This is a genomic window from Actinoplanes sp. NPDC049802, assembly GCF_040656595.1.
Lineage (GTDB): Bacteria > Actinomycetota > Actinomycetes > Mycobacteriales > Micromonosporaceae > Actinoplanes.
The window spans coordinates 156,970-180,511 of sequence record NZ_JBFAMR010000001.1 but is presented as its reverse complement, the minus strand read 5'-3'; the positions used below and the strand labels follow the sequence as shown (position 1 = coordinate 180,511).

Here is a 23,542-nt window from a genome sequence, read left to right as displayed (position 1 = left end):
GGTCGTGCGGGGACGGATCAGCGCAGGTCGAAGCGGTCCAGCTCCATGACCTTGGTCCAGGCCGCGACGAAGTCCCTGACGAACTTCTCGCGGGCGTCGGCGCTGGCGTAGACCTCGGCGAGGGCACGCAGCTGCGAGTTGGAGCCGAAGATCAGGTCGACGGCGGTGGCGGTCCACCGCACCCGGCCGGTGGCGAGGTCCTGGATCTCGTAGACGTGCTCCTCCGCCTCCGACGCCTTCCACCGGGTGCCGGGGGAGAGCAGGTTGACGAAGAAGTCGGTGGTGAGCTTGCCGGGCTGGTCGGTGAGAACGCCGTGCCTGCCGCCGGCCAGCGCGCGCAGGCCGCCGACCAGGACGGTCATCTCCGGGGCGGTCAGATTCAGCATGTACGCCCGGTCGACGAGCAGCACCTCCGGCTGGGTCTTCTCGCCCGGCCGCAGGTAGTTGCGGAAGCCGTCGGCCCGCGGCTCCAGAACCTTGAACGACTCGATGTCGGTCTGCTCCTGGGTGGCGTCGGTGCGGCCCGGGCGGAACGGCACGGTCACCGGGAAGCCGGCGTCGGCCGCGGCCTTCTCGACGGCGGCCGAACCGGCCAGCACGATCAGGTCGGCCAGCGAGATCCGGGCGCCGCCGGACGCGTTGAACTCCTGCTGGATCTTCTCCAGGGCGTCGATCACCGGGATGACCGGCTGGTTGACCTCCCAGCCGCGCTGCGGCTCCAGGCGGATCCGGGCCCCGTTGGCGCCGCCGCGCTTGTCGGTGGAGCGGAACGTCGCGGCCGACGCCCACGCGGCGGACACGAGCTGGTCGACGGCGAGGCCGGAGTCGAGGATCCGCGCCTTCAGGGCGGCGATGTCGGACTCGCCGACCAGCGGGTGCTCGACGGCCGGCACCGGGTCCTGCCACAGCTGGGCCTCCGGCACCCACGGGCCGAGGAAGCGGTCCACCGGGCCCATGTCGCGGTGCAGCAGCTTGTACCAGGCCTTGGCGAACGCCAGCGCGAACTCGTCGGGGTTCGCCAGGAAGCGGCGGGAGATCTTCTCGTACACCGGGTCGACGCGCAGCGACAGGTCGGTCGTCAGCATGGTGGGCTTGTGCTTCTTCGCCGGGTCGTGGGCGTCCGGGATGATCGCCTCAGCGTCCTTGGCGACCCACTGCTTCGCGCCGCCGGGGCTGGTGGTGAGCTCCCACTCGTACCCGAAGAGGATCTCGAAGAAGCGGTTGCTCCACTGGGTCGGCTGGTCGGTCCAGGTGACCTCGAGGCCGCTGGTGATCGTGTCGGCGCCCTTGCCGGTGCCGTGCGTGCTCAGCCAGCCGAGGCCCTGGGCCTCCAGCGGTGCGCCCTCGGGCTCCGGGCCGACGTGATCGTCGGCGATCCCGGCGCCGTGGGTCTTGCCGAAGGTGTGACCGCCGGCGATCAGTGCGACGGTCTCCTCGTCGTTCATCGCCATCCGGGCGAACGTCTCCCGGATGAAGTGCGCCGCGGCGAGCGGGTCGGCGTTGCCGCGCGGGCCCTCCGGGTTGACGTAGATGAGGCCCATCTCGGTGGCGCCGACGCCCTCGGACATGGTCTTCTCGGACGCGTAGCGCGCGTCGCCCAGCCAGGTGTCCTCCGGGCCCCAGAAGATCTCCTCCGGCTCCCAGACGTCCTCGCGGCCGAAACCGAAGCCGAACGTCTTGAAGCCCATCGACTCCAGGGCCACGTTGCCGGCCAGCACCAGCAGGTCGGCCCAGGAGACCTTCTGCCCGTACTTGGCCTTGACCGGCCACAGCAGACGGCGGGCCTTGTCCAGGTTGGCGTTGTCGGGCCAGCTGTTGAGCGGGGCGAAACGCTGCCCGCCGTCGCCGGCGCCGCCACGGCCGTCGTGGATCCGGTAGGTGCCGGCGGCGTGCCAGCTGAGCCGGATCATCAGGCCGCCGTAGTGACCGAAGTCGGCCGGCCACCAGTCCTGCGAGGTGGTGAGAACGGTGACGATGTCGGCCTTGAGGGCCTCCACGTCCAGCTTCTCGAACTCCTTGGCGTAGTCGAAGTCCGGGGCGAGCGGGTTGCCCTTCGACGAGTGGGCGTGCAGCACCGACAGGTCGAGCTGGTTGGGCCACCAGTCGCGGTTGCCGCGCGGGCGGCCACCGGTCTTCGGGGTCGGCGTGTCGATCGCCGGGTTCTCGCTCTCGCTGCCGTGCGCGGTCACCGAGTCGTGCGCGACCGGGCAGCCGCTCTGCTTCGGGTCTTGGATGTCGCTCATCAGTTTCCTTCCGAACGTTTCGTCACGCAGTCGGGGCAGGCGCCCCAGTAGACGACCTCCGCCTCGTCGACCACGAACCCGTGATCGCCGGAGGCGGTGAGGCAAGGGGCGTGTCCGACCGCGCAGTCGACGTCGGCGATCGCGCCGCACCAGCGGCACACGACGTGATGGTGGTTGTCCCGGACCCGCGTCTCGTACCGGGCGGTCGCGCCGGCGGGCTGGATGCGCCGGATCAGGCCGGCATCGGTCAGCGCACGCAGCACGTCGTAGACCGCCTGGTGGGAGACGGACGGGAGTTCCGAGCGCACCAGCGCGATCACCGTGTCGGTGTCCACGTGCGGGTGGTCACGCAGCGTGGCGAGCACGGCCAGCCGGGGCCGGGTCACACGCAGCGAGACGGCCCGCAGTTGCGCCTCGAGGTCGGACGTCATGCCCCGACCTTAACGCGCTTTTCTGGAATAGTTCCAGTTTTGGTGCGATCAGGCGGTGGGCTTCACGACGGTGAGCAGCACGACACTGTCCTGGATCGCCTCCAGGCTGTGCCGGGTGCCCGGGACGATCAGCAGCTCTCCGGTGGAGGCGTCGGCGCTGTCGTCGGCGGCGACCAGCCGGACCCGGCCCCGCAGCACCTGCAGGGTCGCCTCCCCGGGACTCTCGTGATCGTCGAGGCGCTGCCCGCCGGCCAGGGCGATCAGCGTCTGCCGCAGCGCGCGGCCACTCCCGCCGTGCACGGTGTGGGCGCTGCGCCCGGCCGGGGCGACCCGGGCGGCGGCGAGCTGCTGCTCGGCCAGGTCGGTGAGGGAGGTGCTCAGCATGGGTGTGCTCCGATCAGCGGCGTGTCGAGGGGGCCTTGGGCGGGCCCTCCCAGCCGGGGCGGGAGGCGCGCAGTCCGCCGCTCGGGTCACGGTACCGGTAGACCACGTACGGGCGGGTGAGGTAGCCGAGCGGCGCGCTGAACGCGTGCACCAGCCGGGTGAACGGCCAGCAGGCGAACAGCACGAACGCCGCGATGACGTGGATCTTGAAGGTGGCCGGCACGGCGGTCATCAGGGCGGCGTCGGGTTGCAGGACGAACAGCGAGCGCAGCCACGGCGACACCGTCTCCCGGTAGTCGTAACCACCGCCGGCGATGTTCGCCTTCACGGTCGCCCACAGACCGAGCACGATCACGGCCGCGAGGACCACGTACATCGCCTTGTCGTTCTTGGTGGTGGCGGCGAAGACCGGGCCGGTGAGCCGCCGCCGGGCGATCAGCAGGGCCATCCCGATCAGGGTGCAGAGCCCGGCCACGGTGCCGACGAACACGGCCATCAGGTGGTACGCGTGTTCGGTGATGCCCACGGCCTCGGTCCACCACTTCGGGACGAGCAGGCCGCCGACGTGCCCGATCAGCACGAACAGCACCCCGAAGTGGAACATCGGGCTGGCCCAGCGCAGCAGGGCGGTCTCGTACAGCTGGGAGGACCGGGTGGTCCAGCCGAACTTGTCGTACCGGTGACGCCAGACGGTTCCGCCGATCAGGACCGCGAGCGACAGGTACGGGAAGATCACCCACAGGAAGGTGCTCAACGGAAGCTCCCGAACGGTTGCAGGCCCACCTGCTCGGCCGGAGGGCCGGTACGGGCCAGGATGGTGACGGCGTCGAGGTCGCCGGGCGCCGGGGCCGGCAGCAGGGCGCGGACCGCCTCGACGGCGTGCCGGTAGACGGACTGTTCCAGGGACCGTGCCAGCAGGTCGAGGCCGATCCGGTTCTCCCGCAGCAGCCGCCAGCCGGTGTCGTCGGCGGCGGCCAGGTCGAGCACCGCGGGCAGGTAGTCGGGCAGTTCACCGTCGACCACCTCGTACCCCGAGGCCTTGAACGCGGCGGCGAAGCCGGCCAGCGCCTCACCGCGTTTGCGGGTGTCACCACAGGTGTAGTAGGTCAGGTGCAGGCTGGACCGGCGGCGGAAGTCGAACCGGTCGACGTACTCGGCGCGCAGCCGGCCCGGCTCGGCTCCGGCCCGGTGGGCGGCCACCCGGCCGAGCCCCTCGGCGATCCCGGCGGGCAGCTCCGGCAGCGCGTCCAGGATCAGCGGCACGGCGCCGAGCACGTGGTCGTCGGGGTACCGCAGCAGCAGCGACGCGGCGCGGGCGGTGACGGCGGGGCTCACGGTTCCTCCCGGTCGCCGCCCGAATGGCGTGGTGGGAACAGCCCCTCGGGCGTGCCCTTGCCGTCCCAGTTGAGCAGGTTGACCCGGCGCGGCTCGTCGCCGGGGTCGGTGAACGTCTCCGAGGTCTGCCGTTCCCGCAGCATGTGGAACGTCTCCACCTGCACCGGGACCGCGGTTCCGGACGCCTCACCGAACGGGCCGGTCTGGTACATGCCGGGGCCGCCCTCGTAGTCCAGCGAGCACTCGGTGCCGACGGCCTCCAGGCGGTGGGCGTCCTCGGCGTGCGCGGACGGGATGACGTACCGCTGCTCGTACTTGGCGATCGCGAGCAGCCGGTACATCTCGTCCATCTCCTCGGGCGTCATCCCGACGGCGGCCGGGATCGAGCCGTCCGGCTTCTCGCCGAGGTTGACCCGCCGCTGGTAGGAGCGCATCGCGGCGAGCCGGTTCAGGGCGGCCCGCACCGGTGCCGGGTCACCCGCGGTGAACAGCCCGGCGAGGTACTCGACCGGGATGCGCAGCGCGTCGACGGCGCCGAACAGGTTGTGCGGGTCCTCGCCGTCATGGCCGGTGTCACGCAGCACGTCGACGACCGGCGACAGCGGCGGGATGTACCAGACCATCGGCATGGTGCGGTACTCCGGGTGCAGGGGCAGCGCCACCTCGTACTTCATGATCAGGTCCCAGATCGGGGACCGGCGGGCCGCGTCGAGCCAGTCCTCCGGGATGCCGGCGGCCAGCGCGGCCGACGCCACCGCCGGGTCGCGCGGGTCGAGGAAGACCGACCGCTGCGCGTCGTACAGGTCGTGCTCGTTCTCGACGGCGGCGGCCTTGGCGACGGCGTCCGCGTCGTACAGCATCAGGCCGATGTAGCGCAGGCGGCCGACGCAGGTCTCCGAGCAGATGGTGGGCTGGCCGATCTCGATGCGCGGAAAGCAGAACGTGCACTTCTCGGCCTTGCCGGTGCGGTGGTTGAAATACACCTTCTTGTACGGGCACCCGGTCACGCACATCCGCCACCCACGGCACCGGTCCTGGTCGACCAGCACGATCCCGTCCTCGGCCCGCTTGTAGATCGCCCCGGACGGGCACGACGCCGCACACGACGGGTTGAGGCAGTGCTCGCAGATGCGCGGCAGGAAGAACAGGAACGCCTTCTCGTAGTCCTGGCGCACCCGGGTCGACACCTGCTGCAGGATCGGGTCGCCGGCCAGCACCTCGTTGCCGCCGCCGAGCGAGTCGTCCCAGTTCGCCGACCAGGTGACCTTGGTGTCCTCGCCGGTGAGCAGCGACTTGGGCCGGGCCACCGGGAAGTCCTCGCCGGCCGGGGCGGTCAGCAGGTGCTCGTAGTCGTAGGTCCACGGCTCGTAGTAGTCCTGCATCGACGGCAGTTTCGGATTGGCGAAGATGCTGAACAGCTTCCTGATCCGGCCGCCGGCGCGGGGCTTGAGCCGCCCGGTGCGGGTGCGCACCCAGCCGCCCTGCCAGCGTTCCTGGTCCTGGTACGTGCGCGGATAGCCCTGCCCGGGGCGGGACTCCACGTTGTTGAACCACACGTACTCGACGCCGGAGCGGTTGGTCCACGCCTGCTTGCAGGTGACCGAGCAGGTGTGGCAGCCGATGCACTTGTCCAGGTTCATGACCATCGCGGTCTGTGCCATCACGCGCATCTCAGTACTCCACGTCCTGCGAGCGGCGGCGGATGACGGTGACCTCGTCGCGCTGGTTGCCGGTCGGGCCGAGGTAGTTGAACGCGAACGACAACTGGGCGTACCCGCCGATGATGTGGGTGGGTTTGACCAGCAACCGGGTCAGCGAGTTGTGGATGCCGCCGCGCCGGCCGTTGATCTCCGCTTTCGGCACGTCGATCACCCGTTCCTGGGCGTGGTAGAAGTACACGGTCCCCGCGGGCATCTTGTGGCTGACCACCGCCCGGCAGACGACGACGCCGTTGCGGTTGACCGCCTCGATCCAGTCGTTGTCGCGGACCCCGATGCTCTCGGCGTCCGCCTCGCTCATCCACATGGTCGGCCCGCCCCGCGACAGCGTCAGCATGATCAGGTTGTCCTGGTACTCGGAGTGGATCGACCACTTCGAGTGCGGCGTCAGGTAGCGCAGGGTGATCTCCAGTTCGCCGTTGCGGCCGAGCCGCGGCTCACCGAAGAGCTTGTGCATGTCCAGCGGCGGCCGGAAGATCGGCAGCGCCTCGCCGGCCTCGTGCATCCAGTCGTGGTCGATGAAGAAGTGCTGCCGCCCGGTCAGCGTGTGCCACGGTTTGAGACGCTCGACGTTGATGGTGAACGGCGAGTAGCGGCGGCCGCCGGTCTCGCTGCCGGACCACTCCGGGCTGGTGATCACCGGTACCGGCCGGGACTGGCAGTCGGCGAACGTGATCTGCTTGCCCTCGTGCTCGGCGGCCAGGTCGGCCAGCTTCACGCCGGTGCGTTTCTCCACGTCGTGGAAACCCTCGGTGGCGACCCGGCCGTTGGTGGTGCCGGACAGCGCCAGGATCGCCTCGCAGGCGTGGACGTCCTTGGCCAGCGACGGGCGGCCGCCGAGGACCACCCCGTTCTTGCGGCGCAGGTACTCGATCTCCGGGTTGACGTCGACCGCCACGCCCTTGACGAGGGTCCCGAGCTTGTCCAGCAGTGGGCCGAGAGCGCCGAGCCGGTCGGCGACCGCTCCGTAGTCGCGTTCCACCACCACGATCTTCGGCATGGTCCGTCCGGGCACCGGCACCTCGCCGGTGGCCTTCCAGTCGACGACCCGCCCGTGCGGGGTCGCCATCGCGTCCGCTGTGTCGTGCAGCAGCGGCACGGCCACCAGATCCTTGCGTACCCCGAGATGGGTCTTCGCCTGTGCGGAGAAGTGCCGGGCGAGACCGTGGAAGATGTCGAAGTCGGTCCTCGTCTGCCACGGCGGGCTGATCGCCGGGGTGAACGCGTGGATGAACGGGTGCATGTCGGTGGTGTTCAGGTCGTGCTTCTCATACCAGGTGGCGGCCGGAAGCACGATGTCGGAGAGCAGCGTCGTCGACGTCATCCGGAAGTCGAGGCTGATCAGCATGTCGAGCTTGCCCTCGGGCGCCTGCTCGGTCCACCGCACGTCCTGCGGCCGGAGCTCGATGCCGGCGTCGGTGGCGCGCAGGTTGGAGCGGGCGCCGAGCAGGTGCTTGAGGAAGTACTCGTTGCCCTTCGCCGACGAGCCGAGGATGTTGGCCCGCCAGGCGGTGAACACCCGGGGCCAGTTCTTCGGATCGTCCGGGTCGGCGCAGGCGAACCCGAGCCGCCCGGAGTGCAGCTCGTTCGCCACGTGGGCGCCGGGGGAGCCGCCGGCCTCGTCGGCCAGGTCCAGGGGATTGCGGTCGAACGTCGGCATCGACGGCATCCAGCCGAGCCGCGCCGACTGGGCGAGCAGGTCCATGGTGTGCCGGCCCGCGAACAGCCCGGTGCCGGTCGGTGACGCCACCGTGTCCGCGGAGTACGTGTCGTAACGCCACTGGTCGGTGTGCGTGTACCAGTAGGCGGTGCCGATCATCTGCCGGGGCGGGCGTATCCAGTCCAGCGCGAAGGCGAGCTGCTGCCAGCCGGTGACCGGACGGCACTTCTCCTGGCCCACGTAATGCGCCCACCCGCCGCCGTTGATCCCCTGGCAGCCGGTCAGGGTGACCAGCGCGAGAATCCCCCGGTAGGTGGTGTCGCCGTGGAACCACTGGTTGACGCCCGCGCCGAGCAGGATCATCGACCGGCCGCCGGAACGCTCCGCGTTGTCGGCGAACTCGCGGGCCACCCGGGCCACCTGCGCCGCCGGGACACCGGTGATCGGCTCCTGCCAGGCCGGGGTGTACGGCTGGTCCGGGTCGTCGTAGCCGCTGGGCCACTGCCCGGGCAGGCCGGGACGTGACACCCCGTACTGGGCCAGCATCAGGTCGAACACGCTGGTCACCAGCTTGCCGTCGACGATGCGGGTGGGCACGCCCCGGCGTACCGTGCCCGGGGCGCCGGTGTCGAAGCGCGGCAGCAGGATCTCCACCGGCTCGCCGGCGCCCATGCAGGTCAGCGCCGGCTGGATGGCGCCGAGGTCGAGGTTCCACTGGCCGGGCTCGTCGCCGAAGCGGTGCCCGAGGCTGCCGCGCGGCGTCGCCGGGGCGTCGGTGACCGAGTCCCACACCATCGGCTTGAAGTCGTCGCCGCAGAACTTGTCCGGCTGGTAGGTGCCGTCCGGCCGCTGCTTCAGGGTGATCAGATAGGGCAGGTCGGTGTACTTGCGCACGTAGTCGATGAACCGTGGGGTGCGCCGGTCGATGAAGAACTCCTTGAGGATCACGTGGCCCATCGCCATGGCGAGAGCCCCGTCGGTGCCCGGCTGGGCCGGCATCCACTCGTCGGCGAACTTCACGTTGTCGGCGAAGTCCGGGCTCACCACGATCACCTTCTGGCCCCGGTAGCGTGCCTCGGCCATCCAGTGCGCGTCCGGCGTGCGGGTCACCGGGACGTTGGAACCCCACATGATCAGGTAGGAGGCGTCCCACCAGTCGCCGGACTCCGGCACGTCGGTCTGGTCACCGAAGACCTGCGGCGAGGCCACCGGCAGGTCGGCGTACCAGTCGTAGAACGACAGCATGGTGGCGCCGATCAGGCTCATGAACCGGGCGCCGACCGCGTGCGACACCATCGACATCGCCGGGATCGGGGAGAACCCGGCGATCCGGTCCGGCCCGTACTCCTTGATCGCGTGCACGTGGGCGGCGGCGGCCATCTCCAGGGCCTCGTCCCAGGTCACCCGGACCAGGCCGCCCTGACCGCGGGCCTGCTGGTAGCTCCGCCGCTTCACCGGATCGTTCTGGATCTCGGCCCACGCGGCCACCGGGTCACCCAGGCGCTTGCGCGCCTCCCGGAACATCTCGATCAGAACCCCCCGGGCGTACGGGTAACGCACCCGAGTGGGGGAGTAGGTGTACCAGGAGAACGCCGCCCCGCGCGGACAGCCCCGGGGTTCGTACTCCGGCCGGTCCGGCCCGGCGGTCGGATAGTCGGTCTGCTGCTGCTCCCAGGTGATGATGCCGTCGCGGACGTACACCTTCCACGAGCAGGAGCCGGTGCAGTTGACCCCGTGGGTGGAGCGCACCACCTTGTCGTACGACCAGCGGTCGCGGTAGAAGGAGTCCGCGTCCCGCCCGCCGATCTGGTAGAGGGAGCGCCCGTCCGGCGACACCTCGGCACGTCTGACCAGGCCGCCGACACGCATCAGCGCCTGACCGGATCCGTCCGCCATGAACCGAACCTCCCGGTTGAGTGACCTCGGCCCCACATTTCTCCCCGTGCGACGGGTGTGCAACCCGAATGACGGAACCCGGGATTGCCACCCCGATTTGCCGTAGCTTCGTTTGCGCTGCTCGTAGTGGGGAATGGCGGCACATTCACGACGTCCACGGAGAGAGCGATGAGCACCTCACCGACCGCGGGACCGGCCGCCACACCGGGCCGCGCCTATCTGATGCTGGGCCTGGCCACGTTGGGGTTCGCCCTCAACTTCTGGGCCTGGGCGCTGCTCAGCCCGCTCGCCAGCAGATTCCAGGCCGAGCTCGGGCTCACCTCGTCCCAACAGGCGCTGCTGGTCGCCGTGCCGGTGGTGGTCGGGTCGCTCGGGCGGATCCCGGTCGGCGCGCTGGCCGACCGCTTCGGCGGCCGGGTGATGTTTCCACTCGTCTCGCTGGCCAGCGTCGTCCCGGTGCTCTACCTGGGCCTGCTCGGCCACGACGCGCTGGCGTCCCTGCTGATCGGCGGCTTCTTCCTGGGCGTCAGCGGCACCGCCTTCGCGGTCGGGGTGCCGTTCGTCAACGCCTGGTTCCCGCCGGAGCGGCGCGGCCTCGCCGTCGGCATCTTCGGCGTCGGCATGGGCGGCACCGCCATCAGCGCCCTGACGACCGTACGGCTGGTCGACGCCAGCGGCACGTCCACCCCGTTCCTGGTCACGGCGGGGGCGCTCGTCGCGTACGCCGTCATCGCCTGGACCGTGCTGCGGGACGCGCCCGGCCGGCCGGTGCCCACCGCGCCGCTGGCGCAACGGCTCGCCGCCACGTTCCGGCTGCGGATCACCTGGCAGGCGGCGGCGCTGTACGCGCTGCTGTTCGGCGGCTACGTCGCGTTCTCGGTCTACCTGCCCGCCTACCTGAAGACCGCCTACGGGCTGACCCCGGTGGACGCGGCCAACCGGATGGCCGGATTCGTGCTCCTCGCGGTGATCATGCGGCCGATCGGCGGCTGGCTCGCCGACCGAATCCCGCCGTCGCGGGTGCTGGCGGTGGCGCTCGTCATCGTCATCGCCGGCGCGCTGCTCCAGTCGACCACCCCCGATCTCGTGCCGCTCGGCACGATCGCCTTCCTGTCCATGGCGGTCGCCCTCGGCGCGGGCAGCGGGGCGACGTTCACCCTGGTCGCGCAGCTGGCGCCGCCCACCCAGGTGGGCTCGGTCACCGGCGTCGTCGGCGCCGCCGGCGGGCTGGGCGGGTTCGTGCCGCCGCTGGTGATGGGGGCCATCTACGAGCGGCTCGACTCGTACGCCCTCGGCCTGATCCTGCTCGCCCTGGTGGCCGGCGCGGTGCTGCTGCTGAACCTGCTCTCGGTCGGCCGCGGCGGCTCCCGGCCGGAATCCGTGGCGCACGCGTGAGGGAGACGGTCCGGCACGCGTGAGGGAGACCGTCCGGGCGCGTCCCCATGGCTCCCGGCACGCGTGAGGAGACCGTCCGGGCGCGTGCGCACACGCCCGGACGGCCGTCATCAGGCCGGCTCGAAACCGGCGATGTGCAGCGAGAACGCCCGGATCGACCCGGTGTCCCTGCCGACCCGGTCGGCGACGTTCAGCGTCCACGTGCCGTCGACCGGCGACAGCCGCAGGGCGGACAGCGCGGTGTCCGGCCGCCACCTGCCGGTGAACGGCGCGTCGGCGGACAGCGCCGACGCGAACGGCGTGGCCGCGGCGTCGTCGAACACCACCTGGCACAGGTTGTCGCCGCTGCCCCCGGTACGCGAGAACAGCGTCGCCGACCTGCCGTCCGGTGCGGTGAGCGTGCCGATCAGGTCCCCGACGTACGTGTGGTCGACACCGACCGTGGTGGCCCCGGCCGCGGTCGTGCACTCCGAACCGTCGATCGACACGGTCAGCGCGGACGCGTACCCGACGCCGCTGACGTCGACGGTGGCGGTGGCCCCGGTCGGGTCGTTGTCCGGGATCGGCACCACCGCGCCGCTGTAGGCGAAGTCGCGTGCCGTCGCCGACGGCTGCCCCACCTGCACGGGCACCGTCCGGGTGGTCGGCGACAGTTCCCCGGCGAACGTGACCCGGGCCTGCAACGTCAGCGGCCGGCCCAGCGGGTGGCCGGCGGGCACCGTCACCGTGTAGTCGCGGGTCTTGGTGGCGCCGGCCGCGACGGTGCCGTACGAGCGGGACCGCGGCGCGACCGTCACCCCGGGGTCGGGGCTGGTCAGCACCACGCTGACCCCGGTGGCCGTGCCGTCGCCGGAGTTCACGGCGGGCACCGTCACGGTCGCCTTCTCGCCCGGCTCCAGGTAGGCGTCCCCGTCCCCGGTGGCCGGCGTGATCGTCGGCGTGCCGGCCCGGACCAGCGGCTGCGGGGTGGCTCCGGTGTTGCGCAGCAGCAGGTCGGCCCGGATGACGCCGCTGCCGGTGCGGTGGTCGTACCCGGCCGGCGTCAGGTCCAGGGCGGTCTCGGTGAGCGCGGCACGGATGTCGTCGCCGGTCATCCCCGGGTTGCCGGACAGCGCCAGCGCGGCGATCGCGGCGGCGTGCGGGGCGGCCGCCGACGTGCCGAAGAACGGGTTGAAGTCGGCCAGTGACGTGGCCACCCCGTCGGCCGCGGTGATCTGCGGTTTGGCCCGGACCACGCCGCCGGTCGAGGAGAGGTCGCCGGGCGTGTACGGCGTGCCGTCGGCGGCGTAGAACAGCCGGCGCGGCCCGTCCGAGGTGAACCGTTCCGGCCGCGACTGGCGGGTGTGCACGTTCGGGTACGGTCCGGCCGGGTTCGCCGGGTCGCCGTCCTCCAGGTCGAACGGCAGCGCGGCCGCCGCCGGGGTGGCCGCCACGGCGAACGCCTTCTCGGCGGCGCTGTGCCCGCGCAGCACTCCCGGCGTGGCGAAGCCCATCCGGCCGCGGAACACGGTGAGCTGCAGGTACCGGTCGGCGCCGGAGAACTTGACGGCCGCCAGCCGCAGGCCGGTGGCGGACGGCAGCCGCAGGATCTCCCACGGGTCGTCGTCGCCGTCCTGCACGCCCTGCGAGAACGACGTCACGTTGCCCGCCGAGTTGATCACGTAAAGGTCGTAGTCGTTGGCCGACGCGAGCAGCGGGTCCGCCCACCACAGGGTGGTGACCTGGCCGGCGCTGCCCGGCGACAGCGGGTTGAGGATCGACACGCCCTCGCCGGGGTCGAAGTCGTGCGCGTCCCCGGCGAACTTGCCGACGCCCAGCCCCGAGTCGGCGAAGTCGCCCTCCCAGTTGCCGGAGGTGCCGTCGAGGGTGTTGCCCTCGTTGCCGGCCGAGCTGAAGTAGAAGGCGCCGTCGGCCGTCACGTCGTCGACCGCCTGGGCCGGCAACCCGTCCTGGAACGGGCTCTCGTGGTAATACACGATGTCGTCGACGATGATGTCGCAGCCGCCGGTGAACCGCAGCTCGCGGATGTTGTCGGCGAAACTGGCCTCGCTGGTGAACGCGGTGGCGAAACCCAGCTCCGCGTTCGGCGCCAGATCGTGGATGATCTCCAGCATCGCGGTGCCCTCGTCGCCGTCGCCCTCCTGGCCGGGCAGCACGTCGACGTCGGCGGGCAGGTCGCCGGAGGCCTGTGAGTCGGCGAGCGAGTCCACACCGTCGGACAGGGCGCAGATCTTCACGCCCACACCGGTCACCTTGTGCCTGGTGCGGGCCGTGTCGGCGGCGTGGGTGCGGTCGCCTTCGGACACCACCGATCCGGCGGCGGCCGTGGTGAGTCTCGGCGAGGACTTGACCGCGGTCTCGATCCGCGCGGTCTTGGCCTGCTTGGACTCGGTGCGCGTCGCGGCCTTCGGGTCCCGCTGACGGCCGGTGATCGCGCCGTCCGCCAGCCGGACCGCGGTGACGTCCTTCCACGAGGCGATCTCCTCGATCGCCGTGAGCGGCGCCTCGATGAGCACCGTGCCGGTCTTCTCGGACGGGAACCGGATTCCGGCGCCGGCCTGGCGGAGCCGGCCGAGCAGGTCGTCACCGGCCTTCTCGGCGCGCACCTCGACCTCGACCGTCCCGGACGCGGTGACCTCGACACCGGTGGTGAGCGCCGGCAGTGCGCCCGTGGCCACCTTGCTGTCGCGTTTGCGCAGCTCGACGGCGAGCCGGCTGTCGAGTTTGCGTTCGTCGCCGGTCAGCGACCTCTTGAGTTCCTGCAGGGCGGCGATCTGGGCGTACGCGCGGTCCTCCGGTGACCCCGCCCGGGCCGCCGTGCCGGTGACGCCGACCACGGTGGCGCCGATCGCGAGAGCGGCGACGGTTCGTCGAAGCATGCAGTCCCCCCACTGACACTGACATCTATCGATTCGATGTTCGTGGATGTTATCGGGATCGGGATCGATGTACGAGCACCGCAACCGGTTCGCTCTCCCGCCGGTTCGAAGCCGCACCCACCGGATCGCACGGTTGTACGACCACGCACCCGGAAGTCAAGGAGCGCACGTCAGGTGAAGAAGAGACGGATCATCGCCGCGATGGCCACGGCACTCGCGGTCGCTGCCCCGATCGTCGGCACCCCCGGCACGGCCCACGCCAAGGTGCCGGGGATCGCACAGAACTACACCGCACTGATGTACCGCAGCCTCACCGCCGACGCGACGACGGCGAAACTCCGCAGCACCCTCGCCACCCAGAAAGCCACCCACCGGACCCGCGTCAGCGAGGTCACCGCCGCCACCGAGGCCGACGCCGCCGCCGGCCTGCACCTGGCCGGCGTCACCACCGCGCACGCCGCCGTCCACGAACGGCTCAAGACGGCCGAACGCGCGCTCACCGACGCCAAGAACACCCTGTCCCGGGTGTCGAAGCAGCGTCCCCGCAGCAAGAACGACGTCGCCAGGGCGGCGAAGGCGGTCACCACGGCCACCGCCACCCGCGACGCCCGCCGCAAGAAGCTGCACGAGGCCGCCGCCGTCCTGCGCGCCGCCCGCAAGCAGGTCACCGCCGCGGCCGCCACCCTGCGGCGGGCCGTCGCCGCGCGGGACACGGCCGCCGCCGCGATCCCGAAGACCGAGCAGCGCATCGCCGCGGTCGGCACCGCGGCCGGTCACGCCGCCCAGGCCACCGCCCTCAGCCGCGACGTGGTCACCGAGATCCGCCCCAGGTTCGCGCTCGCCGACACCACCACCGTCTACGGCATCACCGTGCACCGCAACGTCGCCTACGCCTTCAAACGGATGCTCGACGACGCCCGCGCCGACGGCATCGCCATGTCCGGCGGCGGCTTCCGCACCAAGGCCCGCCAGATCGAACTCCGCAAGATCAACGGCTGTCCGGACGTGTGGACCGCACCCGCCTCCTCCTGCCGCGTACCGACCGCCATCCCCGGCCGCTCCCTGCACGAGATCGGCCTGGCCGTCGACATCACCACCGGCGGCAGATCCCTGACCAGGAAGACCAAGGCCTTCAAGTGGCTCACCGCCAACGCGGCGAGATACGGCTACGTCAACCTGCCCTCCGAGGCCTGGCACTGGTCCATCACCGGCGGCTGAGAACCATCTTCTCGTACGCCCACCGGCGCGACCGATCATCCGGTCGCGCCGGTGCCGCGACCGCCGGGCCGAGCTGCCCACTCACCCGGGTGACCTACCGGCGAAGCACACTGCCCTCGGCGTTGCCGGCCAGGTGCAGCGCGCCGTCCGGCCCCGTGGCCAGACCCGCGAACGGGCGTGGCACCCCGGGCAGGTCGTGCACCATCAGGGCCGGCTGCGGATCGCGGGGCGGCACGACCGGCAGATCCTCGGCCAGCACCCGCGGCTCCGGGCCACCCAGTTCGAGCAGGCGGCGGCGGCCGGACTCCACGACGATCGGGCGCCCGTCGCGGACCACCAGACCCTGCGGGGCTCGCAGGCCCTCGGCCAGCGGCACCGGCTTGCCGTCGTCGAGGCGGTAGACGGCCCCGTGCCTCTCGTCGCTGACGAGGCAGCGGCCCGCCGCGTCGACCGCCACACCGGCCGGCCTGCCCAGCCCCTCGGCCAGCACCTCGACCGTGTCGCCGGCACCGATCGCCAGCACGCGGCCGGCGCCGGACTCCGCGATCACCACGGCGCCGTCCGGGCGTACCGCGATGCCGAGAGGGTGATCGAGGGTGACCTCGCGGGTGCGCACCGACCCGGACACCCGGTCGTACGTTCCGGTCTGGCCGTACTGCGACGTGAAGTGCAGCAGGTCGCCGGAGACGGCCAGGCAGTGCGCGAACGGCAGCAGCGCCCCGTCGATCCGGTAGTGGTCGGCGGTGTGCACGCCACCGTCGGCGTCCACGGCCACGTCCCAGGGGCCCGCGAACCCGTGCGCGACGATCTCCCGGGTGGTCCCGTCCGGCAGGACCTCGGTGATCCCGCCGGTGGCGAAACTGGACACGAACATCCGGTTGCCGGCCGAGAACGCCGCGTTGTCCAGGCCCGGCACCCCGGTGACGATCGTGGCCCGCCGGTCGCCGTCGATGCGCACGATCGTGCCGGCGTCGTCGACGAGCAGCACGTACAGCACGCCGGCGCGGTCGAAACGGACCGCCACCGTCTGCGGCACCTCGTCGGCGACCAGCTCCGGGACGCCGCCGTCCGGATCGACCCGGTGGACCGCGCCCGGGAACATGTGCGGGAAGTACAGGCGCCCGTCCGGGCCGGCCTGCATGGCGTTGCCGAGCACCAGATCCTCGGCCAGCACCCGCGGCTCACCGCCGGTGATCTCCAGCACCCGCCCGCCGAAGGCCATCTCGTTGACGAACAGCCGGTCGCCGAGGCAGCAGATGCCGTTCGGGTTGCGGATGCCCTCGGCCACCACAGACAGCTCGCCGGACGGGGTACGCCGCCACACCAGGCCGGGCGCCATGTCGACGACGTACATGTCGCCGTCGGCACCGAACGCCAGGTCGTCGGGGGACTGCAGCGGCCCGCCGGCGGGGACCAGAACCCGGACCTCGCCGGTGTCCACGTCCACCGTGCTGATCCGCCCGGCCAGGTACTCGGCCACGTACAGCAGGCCGTCCGGTCCGAAGGCGATGCCGTTCGATCCGCGCAGCGGCGACGGTCCACTCAGCCGTTCCACAGCACCTGCTCCCATCCGCCGCCGGCACGCCAGCCGCGCAGCGTCTCGTGGAAGACGACCGGCCCGGGCCCGAACGAGAAACTCACCGGCATCGGCTTGCCCTCGTTGTTGTAGTACCCGGGTGTGCACTCGGCCTGGAACTCGTAGCTGTGGTGCGCGTCGCGGTCGATGGTGGCGGCCCACTCGTCCTCGGCCTCCAGCGTCGGCTCGATACGGCGGGCGCCCCGCTCGCGTGCCTCGGCGACCACCGCGGCGATGTGGGTGGCCTGCTCCTGGAGGATGTGCACGAAGTTGACCGCGTTGGCGTTGTGGATCGGCCCGAGCTGGAACAGGTTCGGGAAACCGTGACTGTAGAAGCCGTGCAGCGTACGGAAACCGGTCGCCCAGTGCTCGAAGATGTCGCGCCCGCCGCGGCCGGTGACCCGCAGCGTCCCGGACAGCACACCGGAGATGCCGACCTCGAAGCCGGTGGCGAAGATGACGCAGTCCACCTCGTACGCCTGATTACCGACGACGATCGAGGTCTCGGTCATCGCGGTGACGCCACCGTGGTCGGCCGTGTCGACCAGCGTCACGTTCGGCCGGTTGAACGCCTGCAGGTAGTGGTCGCTGAACGTCGGCCGCTTGCACATGTACCGGTACCAGGGCTTCAGCAGCTCGGCGACGGCCGGGTCGGTGACCACCTCGTCCACCCGCGCGCGGATGCCGTCCATCGTGGCCGCGTCCGCCAGCTCCAGCTCCTCGTCGGTCAGCGCCGACCGGGTGCCGCTGAGGAACGTCCGCTGAAGCTTCGCGGTGGCGGTCCAGCGGTCGTCGATCAGGTCCACGTCGGCGTGCCCGCCGCTGACGATGGTGAGGAAGTTGTCCATCCGCTCCCGCTGCCAGCCCGGCCGGAGCGAGGCCGCCCACTGCGGGTCGGTGGGCCGGTTGTCGCGGACGTCCACCGTCGACGGGGTGCGCTGGAAGACGAACAGATGCCCGGCGTCGCTGGCCAGGTGCGGGATCACCTGGATACCGGTGGCGCCGGTGCCGATCACCGCGACCCGCTTGTCGGCCAGCTTCTCCAGGCCGCCGGTCTGGTCGCCGCCGGTGTAGCCGTAGTCCCACCGGCTGGTGTGGAAGGTGTGCCCGCGGAACGTCTCGATCCCCAGGATGCCCGGCAGCTTCGGCTGCGTCAGCAGACCCGAGGAGATGACCACGTAGCGGGACCGGAACTCGTCGCCCCGGTCGGTGGTGACGGTCCACTCGGTGGCGTCGTCGTCCCAGGCCAGCGAGGTGACCCTGGTGTGGAACAGGGTGTCCTGGTAGAGATCGAACCGTTTGCCGATCGCCACCGCGTGCTGCCGGATCTCCTCGCCGGGGGCGTACCGCCACTTCGGGACGTAGCCGACCTCCTCCAGCAGCGGCATGTAGACGGTCGCCTCGATGTCGCAGTGGATGCCGGGGTAGCGGTTCCAGTACCAGGTGCCGCCGAAGTCGCCCGCCTCGTCGATCATGCGGATGTCCCGCAACCCGGCCTGCCGCAGCCGCGCGCCGGTGAGCAGGCCGCCGAACCCGCCGCCGATCACGGTGGCCTCGACCCGGCCGGACACCGGGTCCCGCTCGATCCGCTCGGTGTACGGGTCCTTGGCGTAGTAGCCGAACTCGCCGGTCACCGGCCGGTACTGGCCGCCGCCCTCGGGCCGGATCCGGCGGTCACGTTCGGCGCGGTACTTCGCGCGCAGCATCTCGATGTCGCGGGTCGTGGACATCCGTCCCCTTCCGGCAGGCCCCCGTGGGCGTGCCTCGCCGAAGACAGCTAAACCGCGCGCGTACTTTGAAGCAAGTGACTGCCGAATGGCGAGCATCGATCGAACGAGCGCATTCCGGAGGAGAACCGTGACACCGATCGGCATCGTCCACAACGAGCGCACCACCCCCGAGGACGACTACTGGGGCAAGATCGACTCGGTGATCGAACTGGACCCCACGCAGGTCGACGCCGAGTCCACCCTCGGCCTGGAGGAGTTCTCCCACCTCGAGGTGATCTTCTCCTTCCACCTGTGCGACCCGGCGAAGACCACCCGCGGCGCCCGCCACCCGCGCGGTGACACCGCGTGGCCGAAGGTGGGTGTGCTCGCCCAGCGGGTCAAGGACCGCCCCAACCATCTCGGCGTCTCCCGCTGCGAGCTGCTCCGCGTGGACGGGCTGCGGCTGCACGTGCGCGGGCTCGACGCCATCGACGGCACCCCCGTGCTGGACGTCAAGGCGTACCTGAGCGCCATGGTCCCGCCCGCCGCGGCCGTCCGCGAACCCGGCTGGGTGCACGAGGTCATGAAGTCCTACTACCGGTAGAGGCGACCTGGGACCGGGTCGCCCGTCGTCCGCGCGGCCCGGTCAGCCGTTGGTCAGGTGCCGGGCCGCCCGCTCAGCCGGCGCCGTCAGGCCGACACCTCGTCCAGCGCCTCGATCTCGGCGGCGGACAGCTCCAGCGTCGCCGAGGCGATCAGCGCGGGAAGCTGCTCCGGGGTGCGGGCGCTGGCGATCGGGGCGGCGACGCCGGGCCGGGTGCGCAGCCAGGCCAGCGCGACCGTCGCCGGGGCGGCGCCGTGCGCCCCCGCGACCTCCTCCAGCACCTTGACGACGGCGAGTCCCGTGTCGTTCAGGTAGGCGGCGGCCGCACCGCCGCGGGCCGCGCCGGTCAGGTCGTCGCTGGACCGGTACTTGCCGGTGAGGAACCCGCTGGCCAGCCCGTAGTAGGGAACGACGGCCAGCTGCTCGGCGGCGACGACCGGGGCGATGTCGGTCTCGTAGCCGTCGCGCCGGACCAGGTTGTAGTGCGGCTGCACGGCCACCGGCAGGGTGAGCCCGTCACGGCGGGCGATGCCGAACCACTCCCGGATCCGGTCGCCGGTGTAGTTCGACAACCCGATCGCCCGCACCTTGCCGTCCCGGACCAGAGCGTCGAAGGCGGCGGCCGTCTCCTCGAGCGGTGTCGCCGGGTCGTCGAAGTGCGCCCAGTACAGGTCGATGTGGTCGGTCCGCAGCCGCTTCAGCGAGGCGTCCGCGGCGGCCCGCACGTTGGCGGCCGCCAGCCCCGGGAACCGCGGGTGCCGGCTCACCTTGGTGCCGATGACCACCCGGTCCCGGTAGCCGCGCGACGCCAGCCAGTCCCCGATGATCGTCTCCGACTCGCCACCGGAGTTGCCCGGCGCCCACGCCGAATAGCTGTCGGCGGTGTCGAGGAAGTCACCGCCGGCCTCCAGATAGGCGTCCAGCACCTGATGGGAGGAGGCGACGTCGCTGGTCCAGCCGAACGTGTTGCCACCCAGCGCAAGCGGAAAGACCTCGATCCCGGCACCCAAGCTGCTCATGAAGATCACCGTACTCCGCGGATGTGAACGCGCTGTCACCGTCCATTCGTGACACGAACCCGGCGGGCGGCCATCGGGCCGCGATCAGGGGTGGGTGGCCTCCTGGCGGATCCGGTCGAACTGGGCGCCCATCGCCTCGGCCAGCGCGTTGGCCCCGGACAGCGGCCGCACCATCACCATCAGCGAGTCGATGAGGCCGTCGGAGTCGTAGTGGAGGAAGTCACAGCCGGTGAGCGCCTTGCCGTTGACGGTGGTCTCGAAGACGAGGGCGTGGTCGGCCCCGTCGGCGATCTCCCGCACATACCGGAAGTCCTCGAACACCCGCATCACTGCACGGAGGATCGCCGCGGTGATCGCCTTGCCTTCGTGCGGCTTGAACGCGACCGGGCTGGTGAAGACGACGTTCTCCGCCAGTAGGGCCTCGATGGCGGCGCTGTCGCGGGCTTCGACGGCTTTGCGGAAGCTGTTCATCCGATCCTCCGTAGGTAGTCAATTTGTTGACTATAGGCGGCCGGGTTCGCCGAGGCCACCCACCAGGCGGGGCGGATTGAACCGGACGAACCGCCCGGTGCCGGTGAGGTCGGGCCAGCGCCCGTGATCGAGGCGATGCTCCAGCATGTGCAGTGCGGCGACGTCCTCGGCCGGCTGGAAGACGCAGTGGCCGGTGGCGTTCACGTACACGCTGCGGAGCATGCCGGGACGGTGCCGGGCGTGCTCGCCGTACCAGTCGACGTGCTCGACCGGGACCAGTTCGTCGACCAGGGTGTGCATGGTCAGGTGCGGCACCCGCAACGGCCCGGCGACCATCGACGAGCGGCGCAGGTCGGCGACCGCCCACGGGTCGGCGGTGACGTCGGCGGTGGCGGTGAGCCGGTCGAGGTCGGCGCGCAGGTCGAGGCCGGCCTCCCGGTAGAGGGCGCGCACCCCGGCCGCGTGCGCACTGCTCGCGAGCAGGGCCCGGTAGTCGACGCCCCGGTTGTAGGCGCTGTTCCCGCCGGCGGAGAGTTCGATCTGCTGGCGGCCGGTGACGTACCGGTTGAGGGCGCCGCCGGCGGTCATCGCCCGGAAGTGGTCGCCGGACAGGTTGAACAGGGCGGCGGCCAGCGCGATCCGGGCCCGGCCGTCCGGCGTGGCGTGCGCCTCGGTGGTGAGGGCGACGATGTCGGCGGCGGCCTGAGCCGCCTGCGCGGCGTCGCGGTAGCGGACCAGCGGGATGTCGCGGCCCGGGGCGAGCAGCTCGGTGAGCGCGTGCAGCCCGTCCAGCTGGTAGTTGTTGAGGTTGAGCCCGCCCGCCACGATGCCGCAGGTGGTGAGCACCCCGTCGATGCCGCCGCGCGGGTCGTGCGCCTGCCGTGCGCTGACCAGCCCGCCCATCGACCGTCCGATCGCGATGGTCCGCCGCGGTGGCGTGCCGAGCACCTCCTCGAAGGCGCGCAGGGCGGCGCGCTGGTCGGGAAGGGCGGTCTCCAGCGCCCACATGGTCGGGCCGGAGTAGGAGGAGCCGACCATCGCGTACCCCTCGGCGAGGAGCAGCTCCCGGGCCTGCTCGCTGGGGGCGTCCTGCGGGCGCAGCGGGCCGAAGCCGTGCGCGAAGAGCAGGACCGTGCCGTTCCAGCGCGCCGGGATGTGCCCGAGCCAGGTGGCGCCGCCCGTCAGCGTGCCGCGGTGCTCGCCGGCGGGTGGCGCGGCGGTGGCCGGGCTGCCGGGCGCTGCCGCGACGACCGCCAGGATCGTTGCCAAGACCAAACATCTCACGGTACGCATGAGGTCCTCCCCGAGGCTCGCGTGCCCGCCATCGTCCCGCCAGATATTTGAGAAAGTCAATGATTGAGGTCTTCAATGTCTGACCACAGGTTGCTCGGATCGGACCTGGCCGCCGACCCCGGCTTCCTGCTGGCCCGCGCCCGTGCGGTCACCAGCGGCGCCGCGAACGCCCGCCTGGCCCCGCTCGGCCTCAAGGTCCGCCAGCTGTCGGTGCTGTGGCTGGCCTGCCAGGATCCGGGACCGTCGCAGCGGGAGCTCAGCGAGTTCCTCGGCCTCGACCCCAGCCAGGTGGTGGCGCTCGTCGACGAGCTGCAGAGACGCGGCCTGGTGGAACGCCGCGCCGGCGAGCGCGACCGGCGCTCCCGGATCATCGTGGCCACCGCGGACGGCGTGCGGTTGCTGGACCGTGGGCTCGCCGCGGTGCGGGCGGCCGGTGACGCCAGTTTCGCCAACCTCACCGACCGGGAGCGCAAGACCCTCACCGAGTTGCTGACGAAGGTCGCCTTCGGCTGAGCGGCCGCCGCCGGGGCGCGGTCAGCCCAGTGGGGCGGTGGACTCGCGGGTGATCAGACGGCACGGCACGGTCTCGGTGCCGGAGCCGAGGGTGCCGCCGATCGCGGCGAACAGGCGCTGGGCGGCCAGCCGGCCGAGCTGCTCCAGGTTCATGTCGATGGTGGACAGCGGCGGGCGGGCGTTGGCCGCCAGGATGTTCCAGTTGTCGAAGCCGATCACCGCGACCTGTGACGGGACGTCGAGTTTCTCCTGGTGGAGGACATCGAGGACGCCGCGGGCGATCTCGTCGGAGCCGGCGAAGACGGCGTCGATCCCGGGGTCGCGCTGCAGCAGCATGCGGGTGGCGCCGCGACCCCAGGCCTCCGACCAGTTGCCGAACCACACCTGGTCTCCGGCGAGTTCGAGGCCCTCTTCGGCGAGGCGGGCCAGGGCGCCGGTGGCGCGGTCCTGCGCGGCGCCGTAGGTGGCGTCGCCGGTGACGTGGGCGATGCGGCGGCGGCCGTGCCGGATCAGGTGGTCGACGGCGAGGCGGCCGCCGCCGACGTTGTCGGTGACCAGGGACAGGTCGGCCGGGTCCTCGGACGGCGCGTACGCGTAGATCACCGGCACCGGCAGGTCGCGGCCCAGAGAGGGGCGGGCGTCGGGCCGGGCGCCGACCACGATGAGCCCGTCGACCCGGCGGGACAGCAGGGCCCGCAGGTGGTGTTTCTCGCGCACGTTGTCGCCGCGGGCGTCGCAGAGGAACACCGACGTCTGGTCGGAGCCGAAAGCGTCCTCGGCGCCCATCAGGATCGGGATCGAGAATCGTCCCTCCAGGTCGGAGGTGAGCAGCCCGACCGTTCCGCTGCGCTGGGTGATGAGGCCCTGCGCGAGCGTGTTGGGGGAGAAGTTGAGCTGCTCGGCGGCGTGCAGGACCCGCTCACGGGTGCTGGCGCGGACCTGGGGCTGACCGTTGAGGGCCTTCGAGGCGGTGGCGATGGAGACGCCGGCGAGCTTGGCGACCTCGCGCAGCGTGACGGGGCGGATGGTCAAGGGAGCGCCTCCTCGTCGGTGCGGATCATCGAGGGTCTTGACAACGGATTTTCCTCCGTATTACGTTCCGGAAAACGTTTTCGGTACGCCCAGGCTCGTACTTCTCCACTGCTCAACTCGTTCCGAGCGTACCCGGGAATATACCCGCACCGAAACTCACCGAAAA

General features: G+C 71.5%; 18 protein-coding genes. 4 read left to right on the top strand and 14 right to left on the bottom strand.

All coding sequences use genetic code 11. The features are described from left to right. Positions 1–17 precede the first annotated feature (17 nt). Genes katG through AB0I88_RS00760 form a run of 7 tightly spaced genes read right to left on the bottom strand, consistent with a single transcriptional unit; the run spans position 18 to position 9,640 of the window. Positions 18–2,243 (bottom strand): catalase/peroxidase HPI, encoded by a 2,226-nt coding sequence (katG, locus tag AB0I88_RS00790; RefSeq protein ID WP_361016816.1) that lies wholly within the window; start codon positions 2,241–2,243, stop codon positions 18–20. Further along, on the bottom strand, positions 2,243–2,674 hold the full coding sequence (locus AB0I88_RS00785) for a Fur family transcriptional regulator (RefSeq protein WP_361016814.1): 432 nt from the start codon (positions 2,672–2,674) through the stop codon (positions 2,243–2,245). Before AB0I88_RS00785 ends, katG begins: the two co-directional genes overlap by 1 nt. 48 nt (positions 2,675–2,722) lie before the next feature. Next, the gene (locus AB0I88_RS00780) at positions 2,723–3,058 is read right to left on the bottom strand and encodes a cupin domain-containing protein (protein WP_361016811.1); all 336 of its coding nucleotides are present in this window, start codon (positions 3,056–3,058) and stop codon (positions 2,723–2,725) included. Between the two features lie 13 nt (positions 3,059–3,071). Further along, entirely contained in the window at positions 3,072–3,812 is a 741-nt protein-coding gene (gene narI, locus AB0I88_RS00775) for a respiratory nitrate reductase subunit gamma (RefSeq protein ID WP_361016808.1), read from the bottom strand. Next, entirely contained in the window at positions 3,809–4,393 is a 585-nt protein-coding gene (narJ, locus tag AB0I88_RS00770) for a nitrate reductase molybdenum cofactor assembly chaperone (RefSeq protein WP_361016806.1), read from the bottom strand. The genes narI and narJ overlap by 4 nt, the downstream gene beginning before the upstream one ends. Continuing rightward, positions 4,390–6,063, bottom strand: a complete 1,674-nt coding sequence (narH, locus tag AB0I88_RS00765) for a nitrate reductase subunit beta (RefSeq protein WP_361016804.1) — start codon at positions 6,061–6,063, stop codon at positions 4,390–4,392. Before narH ends, narJ begins: the two co-directional genes overlap by 4 nt. Position 6,064: 1 nt before the next feature. Beyond that, entirely contained in the window at positions 6,065–9,640 is a 3,576-nt protein-coding gene (locus AB0I88_RS00760; protein ID WP_361017121.1) for a nitrate reductase subunit alpha, read from the bottom strand. A 195-nt stretch (positions 9,641–9,835) separates the two neighbouring features. Here AB0I88_RS00760 and AB0I88_RS00755 point away from each other — a divergent pair, with 195 nt between their 5' ends. Then, complete coding sequence (locus tag AB0I88_RS00755) at positions 9,836–11,062, top strand: MFS transporter (protein WP_361016802.1); 1,227 nt, start codon at positions 9,836–9,838, stop codon at positions 11,060–11,062. Positions 11,063–11,172: 110 nt separating this feature from the next. Here the strand turns inward: AB0I88_RS00755 and AB0I88_RS00750 are convergent, their stop codons facing one another. After that, positions 11,173–13,941, bottom strand: coding sequence for a S8 family serine peptidase (locus tag AB0I88_RS00750; RefSeq protein WP_361016799.1), 2,769 nt, complete (start codon positions 13,939–13,941; stop codon positions 11,173–11,175). Positions 13,942–14,115: 174 nt separating this feature from the next. On the opposite strand from AB0I88_RS00750, the gene AB0I88_RS00745 reads away from it, so the two are divergent. After that, positions 14,116–15,159: a M15 family metallopeptidase gene (locus tag AB0I88_RS00745; protein ID WP_361016796.1), complete on the top strand. Its 1,044-nt coding sequence runs from the start codon at positions 14,116–14,118 to the stop codon at positions 15,157–15,159. A gap of 94 nt (positions 15,160–15,253) precedes the next feature. On the opposite strand, the gene AB0I88_RS00740 is transcribed toward AB0I88_RS00745, so the two are convergent. Together AB0I88_RS00740 and AB0I88_RS00735 are read right to left on the bottom strand one after the other, a co-directional pair. Beyond that, complete coding sequence (locus tag AB0I88_RS00740; RefSeq protein ID WP_361016793.1) at positions 15,254–16,714, bottom strand: hypothetical protein; 1,461 nt, start codon at positions 16,712–16,714, stop codon at positions 15,254–15,256. Then, positions 16,702–18,465 (bottom strand): NAD(P)/FAD-dependent oxidoreductase, encoded by a 1,764-nt coding sequence (locus AB0I88_RS00735; protein ID WP_361016790.1) that lies wholly within the window; start codon positions 18,463–18,465, stop codon positions 16,702–16,704. The genes AB0I88_RS00740 and AB0I88_RS00735 overlap by 13 nt, the downstream gene beginning before the upstream one ends. A 127-nt stretch (positions 18,466–18,592) precedes the next feature. Here AB0I88_RS00735 and AB0I88_RS00730 point away from each other — a divergent pair, with 127 nt between their 5' ends. Continuing rightward, positions 18,593–19,048: an SAM-dependent methyltransferase gene (locus tag AB0I88_RS00730; protein WP_361016788.1), complete on the top strand. Its 456-nt coding sequence runs from the start codon at positions 18,593–18,595 to the stop codon at positions 19,046–19,048. An 86-nt stretch (positions 19,049–19,134) separates the two neighbouring features. On the opposite strand, the gene AB0I88_RS00725 is transcribed toward AB0I88_RS00730, so the two are convergent. From AB0I88_RS00725 to AB0I88_RS00715, 3 genes are all read right to left on the bottom strand, one after another. Next, positions 19,135–20,067: an aldo/keto reductase gene (locus tag AB0I88_RS00725; protein WP_361016785.1), complete on the bottom strand. Its 933-nt coding sequence runs from the start codon at positions 20,065–20,067 to the stop codon at positions 19,135–19,137. 84 nt (positions 20,068–20,151) lie between these two features. Next, positions 20,152–20,538: a nuclear transport factor 2 family protein gene (locus AB0I88_RS00720; RefSeq protein WP_361016783.1), complete on the bottom strand. Its 387-nt coding sequence runs from the start codon at positions 20,536–20,538 to the stop codon at positions 20,152–20,154. A gap of 30 nt (positions 20,539–20,568) precedes the next feature. Then, positions 20,569–21,807 (bottom strand): hypothetical protein, encoded by a 1,239-nt coding sequence (locus AB0I88_RS00715; RefSeq protein ID WP_361016781.1) that lies wholly within the window; start codon positions 21,805–21,807, stop codon positions 20,569–20,571. Between the two features lie 99 nt (positions 21,808–21,906). Between AB0I88_RS00715 and AB0I88_RS00710 the strand changes: the two genes are divergently transcribed. Then, positions 21,907–22,344, top strand: coding sequence for a MarR family transcriptional regulator (locus AB0I88_RS00710; protein WP_361016778.1), 438 nt, complete (start codon positions 21,907–21,909; stop codon positions 22,342–22,344). A gap of 21 nt (positions 22,345–22,365) precedes the next feature. Here the strand turns inward: AB0I88_RS00710 and AB0I88_RS00705 are convergent, their stop codons facing one another. Then, positions 22,366–23,376 carry a LacI family DNA-binding transcriptional regulator gene (locus AB0I88_RS00705; protein WP_361016775.1) on the bottom strand — a complete coding sequence of 337 codons (1,011 nt, stop codon included), beginning with the start codon at positions 23,374–23,376 and terminating at the stop codon, positions 22,366–22,368. Between the last annotated feature and the right edge of the window lie 166 nt (positions 23,377–23,542).